This window comes from Flavobacterium sp. FlaQc-52 (assembly GCF_044007495.1).
Classification (GTDB): domain Bacteria; phylum Bacteroidota; class Bacteroidia; order Flavobacteriales; family Flavobacteriaceae; genus Flavobacterium; species Flavobacterium cupriresistens.
Window position 1 is genome coordinate 442,814 of record NZ_JBIPCV010000001.1, and the last position, 20,162, is coordinate 462,975.

19 protein-coding genes are annotated in these 20,162 nt (G+C 38.2%); 15 read left to right on the forward strand and 4 right to left on the reverse strand.

The window, feature by feature from the left end:
- Nucleotides 1-66: 66 nt before the first annotated feature.
- The 4 genes from ACHRV5_RS02005 to ACHRV5_RS02020 form a co-directional block, all read right to left on the reverse strand.
- A complete protein-coding gene (locus ACHRV5_RS02005) occupies nt 67-843 on the reverse strand; it encodes a ThiF family adenylyltransferase (protein ID WP_395425566.1) in 777 nt (258 codons plus the stop codon).
- A complete protein-coding gene (locus tag ACHRV5_RS02010; RefSeq protein WP_008463773.1) occupies nt 818-1,537 on the reverse strand; it encodes a multiubiquitin domain-containing protein in 720 nt (239 codons plus the stop codon). The genes ACHRV5_RS02005 and ACHRV5_RS02010 overlap by 26 nt, the downstream gene beginning before the upstream one ends.
- Nucleotides 1,538-1,788: 251 nt before the next feature.
- Nucleotides 1,789-4,161 carry a S8 family peptidase gene (locus ACHRV5_RS02015; RefSeq protein ID WP_041515718.1) on the reverse strand — a complete coding sequence of 791 codons (2,373 nt, stop codon included), beginning with the start codon at nt 4,159-4,161 and terminating at the stop codon, nt 1,789-1,791.
- Between the two features lie 7 nt (nt 4,162-4,168).
- The gene (locus tag ACHRV5_RS02020; RefSeq protein WP_008463771.1) at nt 4,169-5,260 is read right to left on the reverse strand and encodes an AAA family ATPase; all 1,092 of its coding nucleotides are present in this window, start codon (nt 5,258-5,260) and stop codon (nt 4,169-4,171) included.
- A 601-nt stretch (nt 5,261-5,861) separates the two neighbouring features.
- Here ACHRV5_RS02020 and ACHRV5_RS02025 point away from each other — a divergent pair.
- From ACHRV5_RS02025 to ACHRV5_RS02095, 15 genes are all read left to right on the forward strand, one after another.
- Nucleotides 5,862-6,254 carry a single-stranded DNA-binding protein gene (locus ACHRV5_RS02025; RefSeq protein WP_041515717.1) on the forward strand — a complete coding sequence of 131 codons (393 nt, stop codon included), beginning with the start codon at nt 5,862-5,864 and terminating at the stop codon, nt 6,252-6,254.
- Nucleotides 6,255-6,298: 44 nt separating this feature from the next.
- Nucleotides 6,299-6,661 carry a hypothetical protein gene (locus tag ACHRV5_RS02030; protein WP_395425567.1) on the forward strand — a complete coding sequence of 121 codons (363 nt, stop codon included), beginning with the start codon at nt 6,299-6,301 and terminating at the stop codon, nt 6,659-6,661.
- Nucleotides 6,662-6,684: 23 nt separating this feature from the next.
- Complete coding sequence (locus ACHRV5_RS02035) at nt 6,685-7,068, forward strand: PcfK-like family protein (protein WP_395425568.1); 384 nt, start codon at nt 6,685-6,687, stop codon at nt 7,066-7,068.
- A complete protein-coding gene (locus tag ACHRV5_RS02040; RefSeq protein WP_008463765.1) occupies nt 7,065-8,372 on the forward strand; it encodes a PcfJ domain-containing protein in 1,308 nt (435 codons plus the stop codon). Before ACHRV5_RS02035 ends, ACHRV5_RS02040 begins: the two co-directional genes overlap by 4 nt.
- A 274-nt stretch (nt 8,373-8,646) precedes the next feature.
- Nucleotides 8,647-9,018 carry a hypothetical protein gene (locus ACHRV5_RS02045; RefSeq protein WP_035690951.1) on the forward strand — a complete coding sequence of 124 codons (372 nt, stop codon included), beginning with the start codon at nt 8,647-8,649 and terminating at the stop codon, nt 9,016-9,018.
- 149 nt (nt 9,019-9,167) lie between these two features.
- Nucleotides 9,168-10,019: a DUF3347 domain-containing protein gene (locus ACHRV5_RS02050; RefSeq protein ID WP_008463764.1), complete on the forward strand. Its 852-nt coding sequence runs from the start codon at nt 9,168-9,170 to the stop codon at nt 10,017-10,019.
- Nucleotides 10,020-10,033: 14 nt separating this feature from the next.
- Nucleotides 10,034-11,104 carry a hypothetical protein gene (locus ACHRV5_RS02055; RefSeq protein WP_008463763.1) on the forward strand — a complete coding sequence of 357 codons (1,071 nt, stop codon included), beginning with the start codon at nt 10,034-10,036 and terminating at the stop codon, nt 11,102-11,104.
- A 131-nt stretch (nt 11,105-11,235) separates the two neighbouring features.
- Nucleotides 11,236-11,928: a DUF3347 domain-containing protein gene (locus ACHRV5_RS02060; protein WP_008463762.1), complete on the forward strand. Its 693-nt coding sequence runs from the start codon at nt 11,236-11,238 to the stop codon at nt 11,926-11,928.
- Nucleotides 11,929-12,167: 239 nt separating this feature from the next.
- A complete protein-coding gene (locus ACHRV5_RS02065) occupies nt 12,168-12,680 on the forward strand; it encodes a DUF3347 domain-containing protein (RefSeq protein WP_008463761.1) in 513 nt (170 codons plus the stop codon).
- A 1-nt stretch (nt 12,681) separates the two neighbouring features.
- The gene (locus tag ACHRV5_RS02070; RefSeq protein ID WP_008463760.1) at nt 12,682-13,152 is read left to right on the forward strand and encodes a heme-binding domain-containing protein; all 471 of its coding nucleotides are present in this window, start codon (nt 12,682-12,684) and stop codon (nt 13,150-13,152) included.
- A 4-nt stretch (nt 13,153-13,156) separates the two neighbouring features.
- A complete protein-coding gene (locus tag ACHRV5_RS02075; RefSeq protein WP_008463756.1) occupies nt 13,157-14,467 on the forward strand; it encodes an efflux RND transporter permease subunit in 1,311 nt (436 codons plus the stop codon).
- Nucleotides 14,454-16,388, forward strand: coding sequence for an efflux RND transporter permease subunit (locus ACHRV5_RS02080; protein WP_008463755.1), 1,935 nt, complete (start codon nt 14,454-14,456; stop codon nt 16,386-16,388). Before ACHRV5_RS02075 ends, ACHRV5_RS02080 begins: the two co-directional genes overlap by 14 nt.
- Nucleotides 16,375-17,622 carry a TolC family protein gene (locus ACHRV5_RS02085; protein WP_041515902.1) on the forward strand — a complete coding sequence of 416 codons (1,248 nt, stop codon included), beginning with the start codon at nt 16,375-16,377 and terminating at the stop codon, nt 17,620-17,622. Before ACHRV5_RS02080 ends, ACHRV5_RS02085 begins: the two co-directional genes overlap by 14 nt.
- Nucleotides 17,600-18,940, forward strand: coding sequence for an efflux RND transporter periplasmic adaptor subunit (locus tag ACHRV5_RS02090; RefSeq protein WP_041515713.1), 1,341 nt, complete (start codon nt 17,600-17,602; stop codon nt 18,938-18,940). The genes ACHRV5_RS02085 and ACHRV5_RS02090 overlap by 23 nt, the downstream gene beginning before the upstream one ends.
- A 3-nt stretch (nt 18,941-18,943) precedes the next feature.
- Nucleotides 18,944-20,158 (forward strand): efflux RND transporter periplasmic adaptor subunit, encoded by a 1,215-nt coding sequence (locus ACHRV5_RS02095; protein WP_041515712.1) that lies wholly within the window; start codon nt 18,944-18,946, stop codon nt 20,156-20,158.
- Nucleotides 20,159-20,162: the final 4 nt, after the last annotated feature.

Here is a 20,162-nt window from a genome sequence, read left to right on the forward strand (position 1 = left end):
GAAATTAGATGGTCACTTTAAACCGAAACGAAGTGGTCACTTTAAATTGGAAAACAGTGGTCAATATCACTGAGTTTTACAGTAAGGGTGAGAAATTATTCTCCTGTGCATTTTAGAATAGGTTGTACCATAAAACTCTGCCTTCTTCAAATTTGCACGAAGATCTTCAATGGAGCTTGCACCAGGCGAGCGGAAAGCATTATGCTGATCAAAACTGTCACCATCATAGATATGCACTTCGGCTACTGGTGTTTTGGCTACCAAATCTAAAATATACGCTCCGGTACCGCCTAAACCAATAATGGCTATCTTTTGGTTAGAGAATGTATTATTAAGCATATCTATATTTGCTCTGCTTGAATTAGTATCCAAATAATGAAATACACCCTGATTATCATGATCAGTTATAACTTTAAATGTCTTCTCGGTAAGCGAGGGGTTTAAAAATTTAGCTGGCGCCGAAATAATATCCGCATAACGTTTTACCTTCTCATAGTAATTAGGATAACCTGCGGCAGGCTTATTAGAAAAAGAACGATTCACCGTTATTCCATCACGGAGCGTTGCATCAACGTTACTGTGCTGAATAGCCGTTATTAGGGAGCCGTCTTCATTACATGGGTTCTCACCAATGAAGTAAATCACATGATTATCAGGCACGCCAGTAGTCTCATTGTTCTTTAAGGTCAATGTACTTACCAATATTCCTAAAAGATGTTCCCTCTTATCATTCAAATAAGGTATATGGTGGACTAATAAAAATCCACCATTTACTTCAATTTCATATCCTTCGTCTCTAAGACGCTTCAGATCTACACTATGACTTATCAGTTGCTGTGACATCGAAAATCATTTTATGTTTAACCCTAACCACCGAATTCTTAACCATCGTTCCCTCTGGTTTAGGATCATGACCTCTACTGTAAGTAACCGTGTATCCCTTATTTGGATTATCATCATACAATCCAAATGCCAGCACAACAACTTCCTGAAAGGATATGGTTCTTTTTTTCCATTCTTTTGGAGCTGCATTTACAATAATTATGAAATCAGCCTTTGCTGGCTTGGAAAAAAAATGTTCCTCACCAGGGCGCGCAAGATCTACAATCTCATCATCAGTAATAAAATCATCTTCATAGCCTTCTTTGATGTCGAGATACAAATCGTCATTGGGATCAATATTGCCTAATTCCCTAATCTTGGCACCATTGATAAATTGCTTATACCAAATAAAGGGTATTTTGTTTATGGTGAAATGCAATTTCTTCTTCACAAAAAAATACTCTGTTTCTGGTCTGGCAAGATTGACCTTCGTATCGTTATCAATTAATTCATCACTGTAAGGCTTGCGTATGGACAGGTAAAGTTCTGTTTCAAGAGGAATACCTGCTTCTGCTTTTAATTCCTTACCGGTCTTATACTGGTCTTTTGTGAAATAGTCTTTTCCTTCAATTACATATTTAAGGACAGAGCCTGAGTTTTTATCCTCATGCTTATTTGGTTCTACATGACCGCTTTTATTATTGGAGTTTTCCATTGTACTTGTGTTTTATTATTTATATAAAATTTCCTCTAAAGACTTTAAGAACTTCCAAGAGGTGGAAGAACCAGACTTTTGTTGTTAAAATTTTGTTTTTGATAAAAAAACAACTTAGTTTTACACAACAAATGCAGGGATACAGAGGTGATAAGCCTCTATATAGAAGTCGAACAAACTTATTCCCTAACCCAATCCGCACCGCCAAGTTCTGATTGGGTTTTTTTATGTTTATCAATTATCTCATTTTATTAATTTTTATTATCAACTCTCACTTCAACTTCTTGTCTAATTTTAACATTGCCATGGATAAAGCTAAAACTATTCAATAGCTGAGTAACTTCATTATAAATATTACCGCGCTTCTTTGTGTCTTTTATTGTTATTATGCAGCAAAATTCCTGACTAGGTGTAAAATTCTGAGCTTCTGCCTTCGCCTCGGTATAATGTCTGAACAAACCTTCGAGTTTTAAATACCAGTTTTTAGGGCCTTTTAAATAATGCTCTTTATTGGCAGGAGTGAAATCATCAAAATTAACGCACCACTTTTTGACCGGCTGAAATTTATTTCCGTAAGAAATAAGCATACGCTCTGTTGAAAATTTATCCGTTACAGATTTATGCGTTTTTCGTGAATAAAGATTAGGCGCCAAAAGATTTTGTCGATTATCTGCTCCAATTGGGTTTTTAATCGTTTTCTGGGTAATGTCCCTGGCTACTTTAGTATCATAACTGCCAAACATAACATCTATATTACTTTGGCAGTATTCTACTCCTTGTGAAACTTCGAGAATTGGAGAAGTTACCAGCGTAACTGTAACTTCTCCATAATAATATCCATCCTCATCAATCATACTCTGAGGAAATGGAAAATCCAAAATATCAATAAAGCTTCCCTTTTCTAAGTTATCCTGCAGAATTAATGTAATCTCATTTGGTTCATTATACAAGATATCATCAATATTGGTAGGCAGACCAAATCCGGCATGATTTAATTTTTCCGCAAGCTCCATCTTCATCTCATCTGGATATTTCGCAGAATGTATGATTAAGCCCTTAAGCAGCGTTGGGCTAAACACTTCGTTTAGCTTAAAATTTAAACCCGCAGCAATAGCTGTAATACGCGGTGTCGAAAAACTTGTACCGACATTATGAGCTACCCCTCCAGAGGTCGAAAATGACTTAACAGTATTGTAAATTGCAGTATTTCTAGAATTCAAACCTGCATTTCCTCCAATATGAGTAAGATCAGGCTTTATCGTATAGGAAGGCCCGGGACCTTTTCTGGAAAAAGGCGAAGGATTATGCTTTCCTACCTGATCCGTTGCATTCTGATCATGTGAAATCGATCCCACTACCAGCCCTCTAACCGTATCAGCTGAATTAGCGATTCTTGATTTTGGTGCTTTGAATTTAAAATTTTCACAATTTCCTGCCGATTTGCAAATCAGCACATCGTTGTGATCCTGAATTTCATCCAATGCTTTTCCAAAATCTGAAAACTCATATAAATCTGCTTCTGTAGCAGTACCAAGTGAGAGATTCCAAATTTTTATATGATTATTTCTGCTTACCGCATCCCTGATGTTTTCAATGAGCTCATCTTCAGAAATAGCCTGTTTGTTTTTATCTGCAATAACGATAGCCTCATAAATTTTGCACCCTTCAAGACCGGTATATTTATTACCCTGGAAATCATCTCCATACAACAGTACGCCTGCAACAAAAGTTCCATGCCCCTTATTAATAACATCATCAATAAAATAAGTGCTGCGGTCATTCTCCAACCATGGCTCGAAATGCGGAATGTTTGCCACACCCGAATCCAGTATCCCTACTATCGGATATTCTTTTCCAGCTTTTGGATATTTTATGGGAATTTCGTCTTCACCGATCATTTCATCAAAAGTAATGTCATAAGTAGGCATTTCTGTTATCATTTGTATTCCATCGAAATCCTGCAGCAAATCAAGAGCATCTTCAGTAATAGAAGCGATACTATATATGTTGAGGTCTGCAGAATAAACAGTTTGTTCTGCATCAATATCATTGTTTTGGCAGAAAGATTCAAAGTTCTGGATAAGAATTCTATTTAATTCACTGTCTCCATAATTAAACAGCTTAACTTTTATCTTAGATTCGGTATTTGGATTAACATTAATTAATGGATGATAAACTTCAATATTCTCAATAGCATCGATACCCATTATAATTGAATCTGAAATAAAATTCTGATCTGCTTTTGCAAAATTATCGATCATCTTCTTAACATCACGTGCATTGTCCACTTTAACCAGTAATTCACTTTCTGAATTGAAACCTATTAAATTAAGTTTTTTATCCACATTGAAGATCAAAGCTATTTCTTTACGAAATCTCTTGGCAAGTGCGTCTTCGTTGACTTTAAGTCTTAAAACAGTTGGAGTATAATTATCCGAACTTACTTTTCGTTTCAAAAGCTGGTCAACCTCAATCAATTTCTCTCTAAAAATTATAGATTTTCCAGCGATGTTGTCCTTATTTACCCATTTAGGCATAGGACCTCCTCCGGCACCTTCAGTTCCGGATTCATCTTTTTCTCTTTTCTGGAAAAACTTAATTGGTAAATTTCTTTCGGTTGCCATATCTTAATTATTTATTTAGATAATTTCTTACCTGTCTTAATGAAACATTCATTTTATCTGCAATTGCTGTTTGTGAAATACCATTATCATTTAAAAATTCAATCATTTTGTCATAAGAAAAAGATCCGTGATTATTAAATTCAAAAATTTCAAAAAGTAGCTCATCATAAGTTAGTACCTCTTTCTCATGAATAATAACCTGTGACTTTGAATTATTAACTATTGTTTTTATATCTGATGGGGATTTACCCTCCAATAATTTTATTAGTCTGTCGTATTTCTTTTTATCATCAAAAAAATCAGTTTTAAAATCGTTTACAAACTCTTTTAATAATTCACTGATTTCATTTTCCTTTGGCATTCCGACCTCTATTACATGATTAAATCTTCTCCAAATCGCTTTATCTAATAATTCAGGATGATTTGTTGCCGCAATAAGTATGTTACTTGATGAAAAACTATCAATATTCTGTAATAAACTATTTATTACCCTTTTTAACTCACCAAGTTCATGCTGGTCGTCTCGTGCTTTTGCAATTGCATCAAATTCATCTAAAAACAAAATACAGGGTTTATTATCAGCAAAATCAAATATTTTTCTGATATTTTTTCCGGTATTCCCAAGTAGAGAAGATACAATTGCATCAAATCTTGCAATAACTAAAGGCAGGCCTGTCTGCTGAGAAATATATCTCGCAAGAGTTGTCTTTCCGCCTCCAGGCATACCATACAACAACAAAGTATTAGAAGTTTCGATTCCGTGTCCAATTAACTTATTCTGATGCTTAACTGCACTTATAAAATCCAAAATTTTATTGTGCATCAATGGGGGCAGCACAATTGGACTGGCGTTTTTATTTGGAATCTCAATATCAACAATACTCATTCTGCTTTCATGATCTACAGGCACAGTCAATAACTCATCCATAGTCACAGCCACACTGGGCTCTTTTTTCTCGATTACTTTTAAAATCATTTTTGACATCTTTTCATCACCGTCTTTCATGACTTTATCAGCAAGAAGCTTAGCATAACTATAAACTTTGCTAGAGTCTTTCGACAATCCTCCTTCTATGATTCTTAATATTTCAGTGTACATTTTCTGTTTTTTTATTGTAGGTTATGGTACAAATTTAATAAATTTTGATATTCAAAACACAAAAAGTGTAATATTTTTTTAAAAAATCGTATTTTTTTTACGGTTAACCGTAATATTACCACACAAACAAACCTATAAAACCTCGCTAATATTGGACTTCAGCAGTATTCAGAGCATATCTAAAAAATTTACTTAAAGATTACAATCAATTCTCTTTCAAAATAACTCCCATATAGCTAGCTGACCATAACCCATCCTAATAACGAATCCAGCCAGTACCCTAAAGATGAGAATTCAAGTCCTGCCACATTTGTTGTAGTAAAACCAACTGCATAAAACTTTAAAAATCAGCAAATAGATAAGTATTCATTTTCATTCGAAACGGCATAAAAAGGCAGCCAAGATAGTGCCCGCCGTATGCTGCATGCGCATAATGGCGCCGCTTTCGCTTGCCACCCTTCGGGACTTATAGCACTCCGCATCCTCATAACCGGTCACTTGATTCTTGCTTTCTTTTTTCCCGTTTTTTCTTTTGAAAACAATTTTTGGGAGTGCAGGGAGAAAGAAATTTTAAATAACAGTAACGCTAAAATTTAAAATCATGGAAATCACAGGACGTATTACAAAAGATGCATTAGCCCGTAAAGTGGGAAATAAAAAACAGGTCGTTAACTTCTCCATTGCCATCAATGATAGCTACAAACCCAAAGGAAGCACCGAGTACAAACAGATTACAACTTTTATCGACTGCTCGTATTGGCTCAATGCCAAACTTGCCGAATGGCTTAAAAAAGGGGCGCTAGTTCAGCTCTTCGGGCGTGTGGGGCTGAGTACTTATATCGGTCACGACGGCTCGGCTATGGGGTCTTTAACCTTTCACATCAACAGCCTTAAGATTTTGGCTTTTGCCAAAAAAGAGGACACATCTGCGAGCGCAGTTTCTGCACCTAAAAAACAAAATTCCTCAGACGATCCCGATGACCTGCCTTTCTAAGGCAGATACTAGGATTGTATTTATAAACGCCAAAAAATCACATTATGAAAGCCTTAGACAAAAACAAGTATACGGACTACGATGTAAGCCATGTATTCAACGAAATCATTTTAAGCCATTTGGATAGCTATAACGGAAAGAAAAAACAGCAGTTGAAGTCTTTCCTCGAAGACTTACAGAAAGGGGGCTGTATCAGCGGTATGATAGGGGAATTTATCTACCACAACGACTGCAAAGCTTTTTACATCAAACACATTGAAGATTTGGAAGGCATCAAAGAGGACTTGGAAGAAGCATTCGGAGAGCCTGTAGCCAACCGCTATAAACTGCCCCACTATACTTTTTTATGCTGGCTCTGCTTTGAGGAGTACTGCTACGGCATTTACAGAGATGTCTTTGAACAATAGCTATTAATCAAACTTTTTCCATCATGAAACCATCTGAAGACTTTAAAACTGCTATAGAGAATTATCTCAATACAACTGCGCAGGGCGATTCAGCCTTTGCCCAAAGCCTTGCCAAAGAAACCAAAAACATCGAGAGCTGTTGCAGTTACATTTTTGGCGAGGTCAAAAAAACAGGATTGTGCGCCTTTGACAATCAGGAAATCTTTGATATGGCACTCAAATATTATAACGATGACAGTATTGGTGCGCCTGCACCAATCAACTGTAAAGTGGTGGTAAATCAGCCTGTAAAGGCTGATTTATTCAGCTCTACTCCTGAAATGACTCCGCAGGTCGCAAGACCTGAAACTGTAGTGTTGCATACAGCGAAACCCGTACAGCAAACCTTAACACTTTTTGACTTATGAAACCGCATACCGCCATAGAAAAACAGATAGTCGCATTAAGCGAATCCCTTGCGCCCATTACCCCCGAAATACACTCATGGGCAGAAAAGACCATTTTTCTGAAATGGGGCGTTTTATCACGTGGAAAATTTCACTGTCTGGACTGTGGAAACGCTTGGAAACCCGAATCCGAAAAACAGTCTGCGAAATTTACGGCTTGCTTAGCCTGTAAAGGAAAACTTAAAATGCACGGTTGCAATCAAGTGCATTTCAAGGAAATAGAATACAGCGCAGTAGTAACTTGTCTTTCGGATTTTCAAATAGTGCGCATCATTTGTTCGACCAAACAGATGAAGAAGAACTGTCTGCCCTCCTATTCCCATACCGAAGTGATGCAGCATTGGATAAACCCAAAAGGCGAAGTGCGCACCATGTCACGCAGTACAAATGTTTTTTCGCACGCATACGATGCATGGCAGTACTATTCGCCCCTTGAAATCCGCCCAAAGGATTTTCAGAACTCTCCCAAGTACCGAATCAACCCCTACAGGTTTTATCCACGCTTGAAAGTGCTTCCCGTATTGAAACGAAATGGCTTTAAGACAAGTTTTTATGAGGTAGCACCTCAGGTGTTGCTTTCATCATTATTAAAAGACCACTGTGCTGAAACTCTGCTGAAAACTAGGCAGATTTCATGGCTCCGCTATTACCTTGAATCTCCCCATCAGCATGTCCTGCGCAACTGGCAGGCCGTAAAAATATGTCTTAAAAAGAATTATACAGTTTCCGATTTTGGAATTTGGGAGGATTATATCGAACTTTTGCGTTGGTTTAAAAAAGACATAACCTCCGCCCTGCTCGTCTGTCCTGCTGATTTACACTTGGAGCATGACAGATTGGTGGAGAAAAAACAGCAGTTGCTGAGAAAAAAATATCTTGTGAAAATGCGTGCGGAAATAGAAAAAGCGCAAGGTCTGTATGCTGAGGAGAAAAAACAGTTTTTCGGGTTATGCTTTTCAGGGGCAGGAATTACTATTTCAGTATTGGAGAATGTTTCTGAATTTATGACCGAAGGCGACAGCCTGAGACACTGTGTTTTTACCAATGAGTATTTCAAAAAGATAGATTCCCTGCTCTTCTCTGCACGCATTGACAACAAACCAATCGAAACTATAGAGGTTTCTCTTTCTAAAATGGAAATAGCACAGTGCCGTGGTTTGAGGAATCACAATTCAAAACATCATAAAGCTATTTTCAGTTTGATGAAAAAAAACCTTTATCAGATTCGCTCCCGAATGAAAAAGAAGAAAGCAGAACAATGCTAAAAGCGGAAAAACCGAAGAACTTTCGGTTTTTCCGCTTTATAACATTTCAGACACTGAAATTTTCCTTGCTGATTTATAGCAATCTTCCTCTTAGATTGTTCAAATCAAAAAAAAATAATTACTGTTCAATAGCGTACTGCCTTCAATGCAGACTATTAAACAGGGGAAGAAAAATCCATTTCTAAATAAACTATGAAAAAATAACAATTTTAACATTTCATTTATAAACAGAGATATTTTTATAATTATCTTTGTTTACGATTTTACATGTCTTATGAAAAGATTCCACATCATAGTAATTATTACCTTAGGTTTCTTCTTGATGCCAATGGCTACTTTTGCTTGTGGAAAACTTTCTGGAAAGATTTCTTATACTAAAGAAGCTTCCAAAAATCATGACAATGATTGCTGCTCGAAAGATGGCAGTCATTCCAAAAAAAATAATGATGGCTGCTGCGGTCATAAATGTGGGCACAAGTCATGCGGTTGTGTCTCAATCTGTAACGGAGGAATTACTTTCTTTAACCAACTTGACTTTAAAAACATCACTATAAGTGTTTTTTCTAAAAAACAAAAATTCCACAGTTCAGAAACCTCCATTCTCTCTGGTTTCTATACTATCTGGCTTATCCCTAAAATAAGCTAAATACCTTTTTTGACAGCCATACGTGTGTCAAAAAAGGAAGCCTAACTGCTTCATTTTTTTATTTTTCGCTTTTTGTAGAATAATTCTCTATACAGTTCTTGTATGCAATTATTTCTCAAAAGCAATATTCACTTCAAATACATTTTAAAATGAAATCAATTCAAAAAGGATTGATGGCAATCACTCTATTGCTGTCAGTCATAGTGTTTGGCGCACCTATAAAAAATGCAAAAAACATAAATGCAAAAATTTATGGTAATTGTTTAATGTGCAAAACTGCTATTGAAAAAGCAGGAAACATCAAAAATATCGCTTCGGTAAACTGGAATGAAAACACCAAAATAGCGGCTATTACCTATGATGAGAAGAAAACAAATCAGGATGAAGTCCTGAAAAGAATTGCCTTAGCAGGATATGACAGCGACCAGTTCTTAGCTCCTGGTGACGCCTATGCAAAACTTCCACAATGCTGCCAATATGAAAGAACAAATATGGCGGCTCCAATAAAAAAATCCGAAATGGATATGGGTAAAATGGATCATTCACAGCATACAGCCGCAGTTCCTGCAGATGCACAAGAAAACAGTCCTTTTAAAGCAATTTTCGACAGCTACTTTGATGTAAAAGATGCTTTGGTGAAAACAGATGCTAAAACTGCCGCATTGAAATCTAAAGAGCTCCTTACTGCAATCAATGCTATTAAAATGGAGAACCTAAAGCCAAAAGAACATACTGCATGGATGAATGCAATGAAAAGTTTAGCTTCAGATGCCACAAATATTTCTGAAAACCAAGATGTAAAAAAGCAAAGGGAATCCTTTAAAAGCCTTTCCAAAAACACGTACGATCTTATAAAAACTGCTGATCAGCCGCAGCCGGTTTATTATAATCATTGTCCAATGGTTGATGCGAATTGGCTCAGCAAAGAAAGCGGCATCAAGAATCCGTATTACGGTTCACAGATGTTAAGCTGTGGATCAACTATAGAAACAATCAAATAATCCCAAATCAAAAAATGAAAAATATAATAACCGTTAGTTCAATGCTTGGAGTTTTAATTTTAGGGACCGTTTCGCTGTTTTCTTGCAGTAAAATGGATGATATGAATATGTCCGATCCAAAACTGAATATAAACTATCCTGCCGCTTATGTGGTCAATGGTCAGGACGGCACAATTTCAGTAATCAAATTGGAAACTAATGAAGTTACAGAAACCTTAAGCCTAATGGGCAGCGGCAACGATATGATCATGTGGCCGCACCACATTTCTTTACATTCCAATCATCTGGCTATCGGTGTACCCGGAATGGACTTCTCTGCAGGCCATACCGCAGGTATGGGAGGAATGACAGGTAAACTCCTTGTAATTGACCCAGCCAGTGGGGCAACAGTAAAAAATATCAGCCTGCCAATGATGAACCACAACACAATATACAGCCCAAATGGTTCAGAAATCTGGGTGCCGCAAATGGACATCAATGGAAAAGTTCTGGTTTATGACGCCTTAACATACGCATTGAAAAGCACCATTGCAGTTGGCATGATGCCCGCTGAGCTTACCTTTTCTTCTGATGGGACTAAGGCTTATATTGCTAATGGAGATGACAATACTGTGTCAGTTATAAATACCGCAACCAAGCAGGTTACAGCCACAGTTGCTGTGGGAAAAAACCCTGTGGGTGCCTGGACAGGAACTGACGCCAGAATGTATGTTGATAATGAAGACGGGCAATCTATCTCGGTAATCAATGTGGCAACCGATGCCGTAGGCCAAACCATTGATCTAGGATTTATGCCTGGAATAGCGTCTCACAATGGAAATAAGAAAGAACTTTGGGTAAGTGATCCTGTCAATGCAAAAGTCCATTATTGGACCTGGGACCAGACTAAGATGATGTGGGTTCATGGAGGTGTATTCACTACTGGTGCCGGTGCACATGCTATAACATTTACAGCAGATGGAAATACTGCCTATGTGACCAATCAGACCGCCAATACGGTCTCTGTTGTTAATGTATCAAACCATACGGTCTCTAAAACGATTAATGTCGGTAGAAAACCCAACGGATTGGTGCTGAAAATATAAATCTGATATAAAGGCATTTAAAAGGCAAAATAGAGATTGGATTTGCAATCAAAAAAAGAATAATTCTTATAACACTCAAACAAAGGAATGTTAGACAAAAAAACATTCATTAGAGATAAAAACTAAAAAAAATGAAAAAACTAATTTTCTCAACCCTTGTAATGGCAATTGTACTTACAGCTTGTAATTCAAAAAACAAAGAAACTGCAGCTCCTGAAGCGGCTTCCGGGACAGCTCAGAATGACTCGCAATTGTATGCCTGTTCCATGCATCCTGAAATTACAGGAAAAAAAGGAGACAAATGTTCCAAATGCGGAATGGAATTAACCGAGCCAGTAAAGGAAACGGCCGGAAAAAGTGCAGAAGTAGAAACAGCCCAGACTGCTCAAGGAACATTTTCTATAAACGAAATCGTGAGTAATTATCTGTCCCTAAAAAATGCATTAACCAAAGATGATACAAAAGGAGCTGCAGATGCAGGCAAGGCATTATATGCAGTTTTTAACAGTGTAAATCCCAATTCGATAGATGCGAAATTAAAAGCAGAATATCTTGATATTGCTGATGATGCCAAAGAACACGCAGAACATATTGGAGCTAACGGCGGAAATATTGAACACCAGAGAGAGCATTTTGCCGTGTTAAGTAAAGACATGAATGATTTGATAAAATCTTTCAAATCAGAACAAAAATTGTATCAGGACTTTTGTCCTATGTATGATGGCGGAAAAGGAGCTATTTGGATAAGCGAAACCAAGGAGATCAAAAACCCATATCAAGGAAAAAAAATGTTAACCTGTGGTTCTATGAAAAAAGAACTATAGTACAGCTAAGTACTAATAAATTTATCGGGCTGTTTACATAATGACCACTCAATTTTCTCGTGACTAATGATGTTCATAATTTATTGAAATGTATCTAATTTTTTTAGACTACGCCGTGCGATACTCTTTGCTGAATATTCACTTATTTCCCATGTGTTTATTGTGTAGACAGTCCAATAGATATTTAGAAAAAAAATCAATAGCAACCTATTTTTTAAACAATTTAAAATATAATTAAAATGAAAAATACAATTCTTTCAGCCATATTAATGGTATGCGTAATGGTTTCTGGCAATGCGCAAAGCAAAAAAACAGAAGCAAAATTTTCAACTCAGCAAATTGTTGCAGATTATTTAGCGTTAAAAAATGCACTCGCAAAAGATGACAGCAACGGGGCCGCTAAAGCTGGCAAGGCACTGTATTCGGCTTTCAAAACCACAAATGTAAAATCGATAAATCCAAAATCCAAAGCTGAATATCTTGATATAGCTGACGATGCCAAAGAGCATGCAGAACATATTGGGGCCAATGGCGGTAATATTGAGCATCAAAGAGAGCATTTCGCTCTATTGAGTAAAGACATAAATGATTTGATCAAAACTTTTGGAGCTGCAAAAACACTATATCAGGATTCTTGCCCTATGTATGATGGTGGAAAAGGAGCTATCTGGATCAGTGAAACAAAAGAGATAAAAAACCCTTACTATGGTTCTAAAATGCTTACCTGCGGTTCAATGAAAAAACAATTGTAAAATGAAACGGTTCATCAGAAAGATTCTTTTTATTGGGTTAATTATTTTTCTACTGATGCAATTGTATCAGCCTGCCCGCAATTCCGATTACGGGCAGGTTTTACCAATTCACATTTCAAAAGTCTATCCCATTCCCAAAAATATACAAACGATTCTTAAGACTTCTTGTTACGATTGTCACAGCAGCAACACGCAATATCCATGGTACTCCTACATCCAGCCGGCACGTACCTTTATGGAAGGACATATCAAGGAAGGAAAAGAAAATTTGAATTTCAGCCAATGGGGAAGTTATTCGAAACGAAAACAGGAAAATAAATTAGACCGAATTGCCAAGCAGATAAAAGCCAATCAAATGCCTTTGGCTTCCTATACGCTGATCCATAAAGATGCAGTACTGAATACTGTTCAGAAAGAACAGCTACTCAATTGGATTGAAAAAGTAAGTGATAGTCTTTCAAAAATAAATTAAATCTATGGTACACAAATTAATAGAATGGTCCCTGCGCAACCGTTTCATCATATTACTATTATCAGCAGGAATATTTGTTTGGGGTATTATCTCTATTCAAAAAAATCCTATTGATGCTATTCCAGATCTATCTGAAAATCAGGTAATCGTTTTTACAGAATGGATGGGACGTGCTCCACAGCTCGTTGAAGACCAGATCACCTATCCCTTGGTTACCAACCTTCAGGGATTGCCTAAAATTAAATATGTAAGGGCTGCTTCCATGTTTGGAATGAGTTTTATCTATGTCATTTTTGAGGATGATGTTGATGTATACTGGGCAAGATCAAGAGTACTGGAAAGGCTCAGTACAATTAGCAGCACCCTGCCCAAAGGAGTTGCACCGCAATTGGGACCCGATGGAACCGGAGTTGGCCATATACTCTGGTATACTTTGGACGCTCCCGGCATTGACCTTGGCGAACAAAGGGCACTGCAGGACTGGTATGTCAAATTTGCTTTGCAAAATGTCCCCGGAGTAAGTGAAATTGCTTCTTTTGGAGGATTTCAAAAAGAATACCAGGTTACCATTGATCCAAACAAACTGCTATATTATAAGCTGTCTGTCCCTGAGGTTATAAGCGCCGTACGAGCCAATAATAACGAAAGCGGCGGAAGAAAATTCGACATGAGTGATATTGGCTATATCATTAAGACATCCGGTTATCTGAAATCCATAAAAGAAATTGAGGATATTCCACTGAAAAACCAGAATGGTATCCCTATAAAAGTCAGCGATATAGGAACAGTCCAGATGAGCGGAGAAACCCGATTGGGAATCTTTGATCATAATGGTACAGGCGAAGCTGTTGGAGGCATCGTCGTGATGCGTTACGGTGAAAACGCCGATGCCGTTATTGATAATGTGAAAGAAAAGATGAAAGAAGTCGCAAAAGGGCTTCCTAAAGGGGTAAAATTCAATATTGTATATGACCGAGGGCATCTGATCAAAGAGTCTATTGATTCGGTTAAGCGCACCTTAATTGAAGAGATGATTGTGGTTTCGCTTATCGTTATTATTTTTCTTTTCCATTGGCGCAGCGCATTAAGTATCATAATCCAGATCCCAATTACAATTGCCGCGAGTTTCATACTTCTAAATGCCTTTGGAATATCCTCCAATATCATGTCCCTTACCGGTATCGCACTTGCCATTGGGGTAATAGTTGACAACGGTATTATTATGAGTGAAAATGCCTACCAGCATCTCTCACAACGGTATGCACAATGGGAATCCGAACAAAAAACTGAAACAAACTCTGATGAAAAGAATTAAAAATATATTTCGCAAAAAAACACAGTGGATATCCGAAGAGGAAAGGCTTAAAGTAATTGAGAAAAGCAGCAAGCAGGTTTCTCGCGGGGTATTCTTTGCCACCATAATTATAATTACTTCTTTCCTGCCTGTATTTATGCTTACCGGACAGGAAGGAAAGCTATTCCATCCCTTGGCTTATACAAAAACTTTCATACTGATTGTGGATGCCTTGTTGGTACTTACATTAGCTCCGGTACTGATCTCTTTTTTTATGAAAGGGAAATTCCGTCCAACTGATGCACATCCCGTAAATCGTTTTTTGGAAAAAGGTTATGAGCCTATCATACGCTGGGTCCTAAAATGGAGAAAAACAACCCTTACGGTTAATATTTTGGCGTTATTGATTTCCATTCCATTATTGATGCGGCTGGGAACAGAGTTCATGCCCCCACTGGATGAGCAGAGCATTTTATTTATGCCTGTTACCCTGCCTGATGTATCCAATGGAGAAATCAAACGCATCTTGCAGGTACAGGATAAAATAATAAAATCAGTTCCCGAAGTAGAAAGTGTTTTAGGCAAAGCCGGACGGGCTAATACAGCTACCGATAATTCCCCAATGAGCATGATTGAGACCATTATCATGCTAAAACCAAAATCAGAATGGCGTAAAGGAATAGACAAAAAAGACATTATTAAGGAACTCGATACCAAACTGCAGATCCCGGGTGTGGTAAACGGTTGGACACAGCCTATCATCAACCGTATCAATATGCTCGCTACAGGAATTCGTACCGACGTGGGTATTAAAGTCTACGGTCAAAATCTCGATACCATTGCGCGAGTATCAGAAAGAGTAAAAATGGCTTTAGAGGGAACCCCTGGAGTGTCTGACTTATTTGTGGATCCTATTACTGGTGGCAAATACCTGGATGTTGATGTCAATCGTTCCGAACTGGCCCGTTATGGACTCACTGTAGATGACGTAAACCAAACCGTGGAATTTGCCTTAGGAGGAGCGTCCATCGGCAATACCGTTGAAGGACGAAGACGATTTTCAATAAGCGTTCGTATGGCACAGGACTATAGAAATAGCGTAGAACGCATTAAACGCATTCCCCTGCAGTCTCCAACCTTTGGAGAGGTGCCCCTATCTTCTGTTGCCGATATTAAATTCGTAGATGGCCCTCCAATGATTAGTTCAGAAAATGCACTCCTTCGCGGGGCAGTCATGTTCAACATACGTGATCGTGATATGGGGGGAACCGTACAGGAAGCTATGAAAAAATTAGAAAGTGCCAAAAATATACTTCCCGAAGGGTACTTTATAGAATGGAGCGGACAATATGAGAACCTGATCAGCGGAGAAAAGACCCTTAAAATCATTGCACCGATAGTATTGCTTATTATTTTCTTCTCCCTCTATTTTGCCTTTAATTCCCTTAGAGAAGCCTTCTTAAGTCTTATAACAGTGCCTTTTGCTTTGATTGGAGGTGCCTATATAATTTTTTTCTGGGATGTCAATCTATCAGTGGCAGTAGCTGTAGGTTTTATAGCCTTGTTTGGTATTGCCGTGGAAACCGGAATTGTGATGGTTATCTATCTCAATGATGCAATGGAGCAGCTTATCAAGGCCAAAGGTAATTCAAGAGAAACCATTACTAAAGACGATCTCAGAGAATATGTGGTACACGGCGCCGCAAAGAGATTACGCCCAAAACTAATGACCGTCTGTGTCTCATTATTTGGATTAGTGCCTGTCCTTTGGTCCAATGGTGTCGGAATGGATGTAATGAAACCAATCGTATTGCCTATGATTGGCGGCGTATTTACCTCTGCCGTACATATCTTATTAGTAACCCCGCTTATTTTCCTAATGTCTAAAGAATATGAATTACGAAAATATGGCAAACTTGAAGTACATGATGTCAAACATTAAAATACTGGCAGTACTATTGCTTTTACTGCCATTACAGCTATTGAGCCAGACCCAACAGGTCTTGTCTCTTGATACAATCCTTCACAGGATTGATAAAAAAAACGTGCTCCTGCAAAGCTATAGCCTAAAGGCTGAAGGGTACAAATATAGTGCTGATGCCGCAACGGCATGGATGGCACCAATGGTGGGTGTTGGGACATTTATGACACCCTATCCTTTTCAGGAAGTTATGGATGACCGCGACAAAGGATCTTTAATGTTCAGAGTTGAACAAGATATCCCCAATATAGGAAAGCTAAACAAGAAGAAAAAATTTATCCAGTCCCAAGGAAATATTGAGAACGCTACGCGGACCGTTACCCTTAACGACTATAAAGCGCAGGCCAAACAGCTCTACTACAGCTGGATGGTAGCCGAAGAGCGAATGAAAGTTTTGGATCAGAACGAAAAGATAATGTTGACCATGAAAAAGATTGAGGAAGTACGCTATCCTTACAATCAGTCGCAATTGGGTAATGTATACAAGATTGACGCAAGGATTGAAGAGAACAAAAATATGATCCGCATGCAGGAAGGTGAAATCGCAAAAGCAAGAGCATGGCTCAACAGCTTGATGAACCAGCCTGGCAATGCTGATTTTTCAATCGACACAAGTATTATTCCTGTCTTCAACCCTGCTTTGCACGACACCACAAGTCTTGCTGCTGTGCGGGGAGATATTAAAAAGATGGATGCGGGAATTGAATCGATGCAGCTCAGTATTCAGGCGATGAAAGCGGAGAAAAATCCCTCTTTTAAAATCCAGTTTGACCACATGAATTCTTTCGATAAAATGATGCCCAAAGCCTATTCGGTAATGGCAATGATGTCTATTCCTATTGCTCCATGGTCATCAAAAATGTATAAATCAGATGTTAAAGCAATGCAATATAATGTACAGGCAATGGAGAAAGAGAAATCCGCCATGCTGCAGGAAACCCAGGGTATGTTATATGGTATGCAATATGAAATACTGACCATGCAAAAAAGAATCCAGGGACTCGAAACAAAAATAATCCCTTCAATGCAAAAATCGCTGGATGTAAACTTTCTGAACTATCAGGAAAACAAACTGCAGATTCCTGTAGTAATTGACTCCTGGGAAGCTTTAAATATGCTGCAGAATAACTTATTAGATGAAAAATTAAAACTATATCAAATGATTGTCGATTATGAAAAAGAACTCTATCGCTAAGTTAGTCGGATTGTTATTCGTTTCGATATTAGTATTGACAGCCTGTAACAAGAAAACAGAGCATAACAGTAAGCCCGCACATCAGCATAGTACAAATCAGGAATATACTTGTCCAATGCATCCCGAAGTTATTCAGGATAAGCCCGGTAGCTGCCCAATATGCGGGATGGAATTGGTTGCAAGACACACTCCTGGAACGGAAACAGCTATAGACAGCAGCCTGAAACACCTTTTAAAACCAGTTAACGAACAAGTTGTTTCAAACATATCTGTCATAAAACCTGACGAGGGTACTAAAATATTCTCTATGCAGGTACAGGGAATTATTACCTACGATACCCGCGAGCAGACCAGTATCTCCAGCAGGGTAAGCGGAAGGATTGAGCGTCTGCTGATTAAGTACAATTATCAGCCCGTAAAAAAAGGACAGTTAATCATGGAAATCTATTCCCCTGATCTGGCTGCCGCGCAAAGAGAGTTGTTATTTATTTATCAATCTGACCCAAACAATCCGATGCTTCAAAAAGCAAAAGACAGACTCTCTCTGCTGGGTATGCAACAGGGGCAAATTCAACAGGTATTAAAAACAGGTAAAATCTCCTATCGCATTCCTGTTTACAGTAATGCCACCGGGTACATCTTAGACAACACGGGAGCGGCAAATGCTTCTGCAACAGCTCCTGCGGCTTCGCCTCAAAGCGCACCGTCAGATGATGGTATGGGCGCAATGGGTTCAAGTAGCAGTGCAGCATCAAATAGCAGCGCATCTGCCCCTGCTTCCTCTGCTATTATGCTAAGAGAAGGACAATATGTTGGTGCAGGACAATCTCTTTTTACAATATATACCAACAAAAACCTTATCGCTGAGTTTGCTTTTGATCCATCGGTATCATCCCAGATTAAAAAAGGACAAAAGTTGGTGTTTTATGAACCCTCAGATAAGCAAACCGTGTATACTGGTACTATCGGACTCATTCAACCCGTCTTTAAAGAGGGAAGCAACTTTACCATAGCCCGAATTTATTTGCAGGATAATAAATTTCAGACCGGAAAATTAGTAACTGCAGCCATTCCTATTGTCAGTAAAGGCTGGTGGCTTCCACAAAGCGCCGTTCTTAATTTAGGAAATAAATCCATCGTTTTCAAAAAAGAGCAGGACGTGTTTGTTCCCAGAGAAGTTAAAACGAAAAATAATGGTGATGGAATGGTGCTAATAGACCAAGACATCAATAATTGGAATATCGCCAGTAATGCGGCTTATATGATAGACAGTGAGAGTTTTATCAAGACAGCTTCAGAAAATAAATTAAAAAATTAAGCCATGAACAATAAACTAATAATTCGTACTATTTTGCTCATTGCAATGGTTTTTCCACTTCTATTTACAGCATGTGCCCAAAAAGAAGAAAAAAAAACCAGTCAGGAAAAAGCTCAAACCTATACCTGCCCCATGCATCCGCAAATTGTAAAAGATGGCCCCGGCTCATGCCCGATCTGTGGAATGGATTTAGTGCCTTTCGAAAAAAACAACGCACAGGACTTTCTAACCTTGGGACCCAGCCAGCAGGCACTAGCTAATCTGACTACAATAACTGCTGGGGAAAATGAATTTTCAAATTCTTCTCATCTTAACGGACGTTTGGTTACTGACCCTGAGCAAACTATTTACATTTCAAGTCGTGTGGCAGGAAGGATTGAAGAGTTGTATGTAAAAGAAACTGGTGTTCCCGTTCGAAAAGGCCAGCCTTTGTACAAAATATATTCAGAGCAGCTTTCAGCCCTGCAGCAGGAGTACCTTCTAGCTACGGCACAGGCTGCAAGCTTTACTGAGGATAAACGATTTGCCCAAATAAAAAATGCTGCAAAACAAAAACTATTATTATATGGACAATCTGAAGCACAGCTTAATGAATTATTAAAAAAACAAAAAGCTTCTCCTTATGTTGTTTATTATGCCCCGGATTCAGGAATAGTTGCAGAACTTTCCATAACAGAAGGCCAATATGTAGCAGAAGGAGGCTCTATTATGAAACTGGAAGATTATACCCGTTTATGGGTCGAAGCTGATGTCTATCCCGCAGATGCTGGTAAAGTTAAAATAGGCCAAAAAGTAAAAGTTATAGTCTCGGGTTATGAAGATCAGCCCCAAACAATGACAGTAGATTTTATAAATCCTGCCCTGCAGACAAGCAAACAGCTCATACAGCTGCGAGGTGCTATTGCCAATCCAAACAAGCAATGGCAGGCAGGTCAACAGGCAATTGTTTTACTGCCTTCATCAGAACAAAAAATGAAATTAACCATACCTGTAGATGCCGTAATAAGAGACGGCAGCGGTACACATGTGTGGATTGAAATTGAAAAAGGCAAATATCAGCCTAGAATGGTGGCTATTGGTTCTGAAACCTTCGATGAAGTCGAAATTACCAGTGGCTTAACAAAAGGTGATATTGTGGTTGCAACTGGCGCCTATCTCTTGTACAGTGAATTTATATTAAAAAAAGGCAAAAACCCAATGTCAGGAATGAAAATGTAATAAT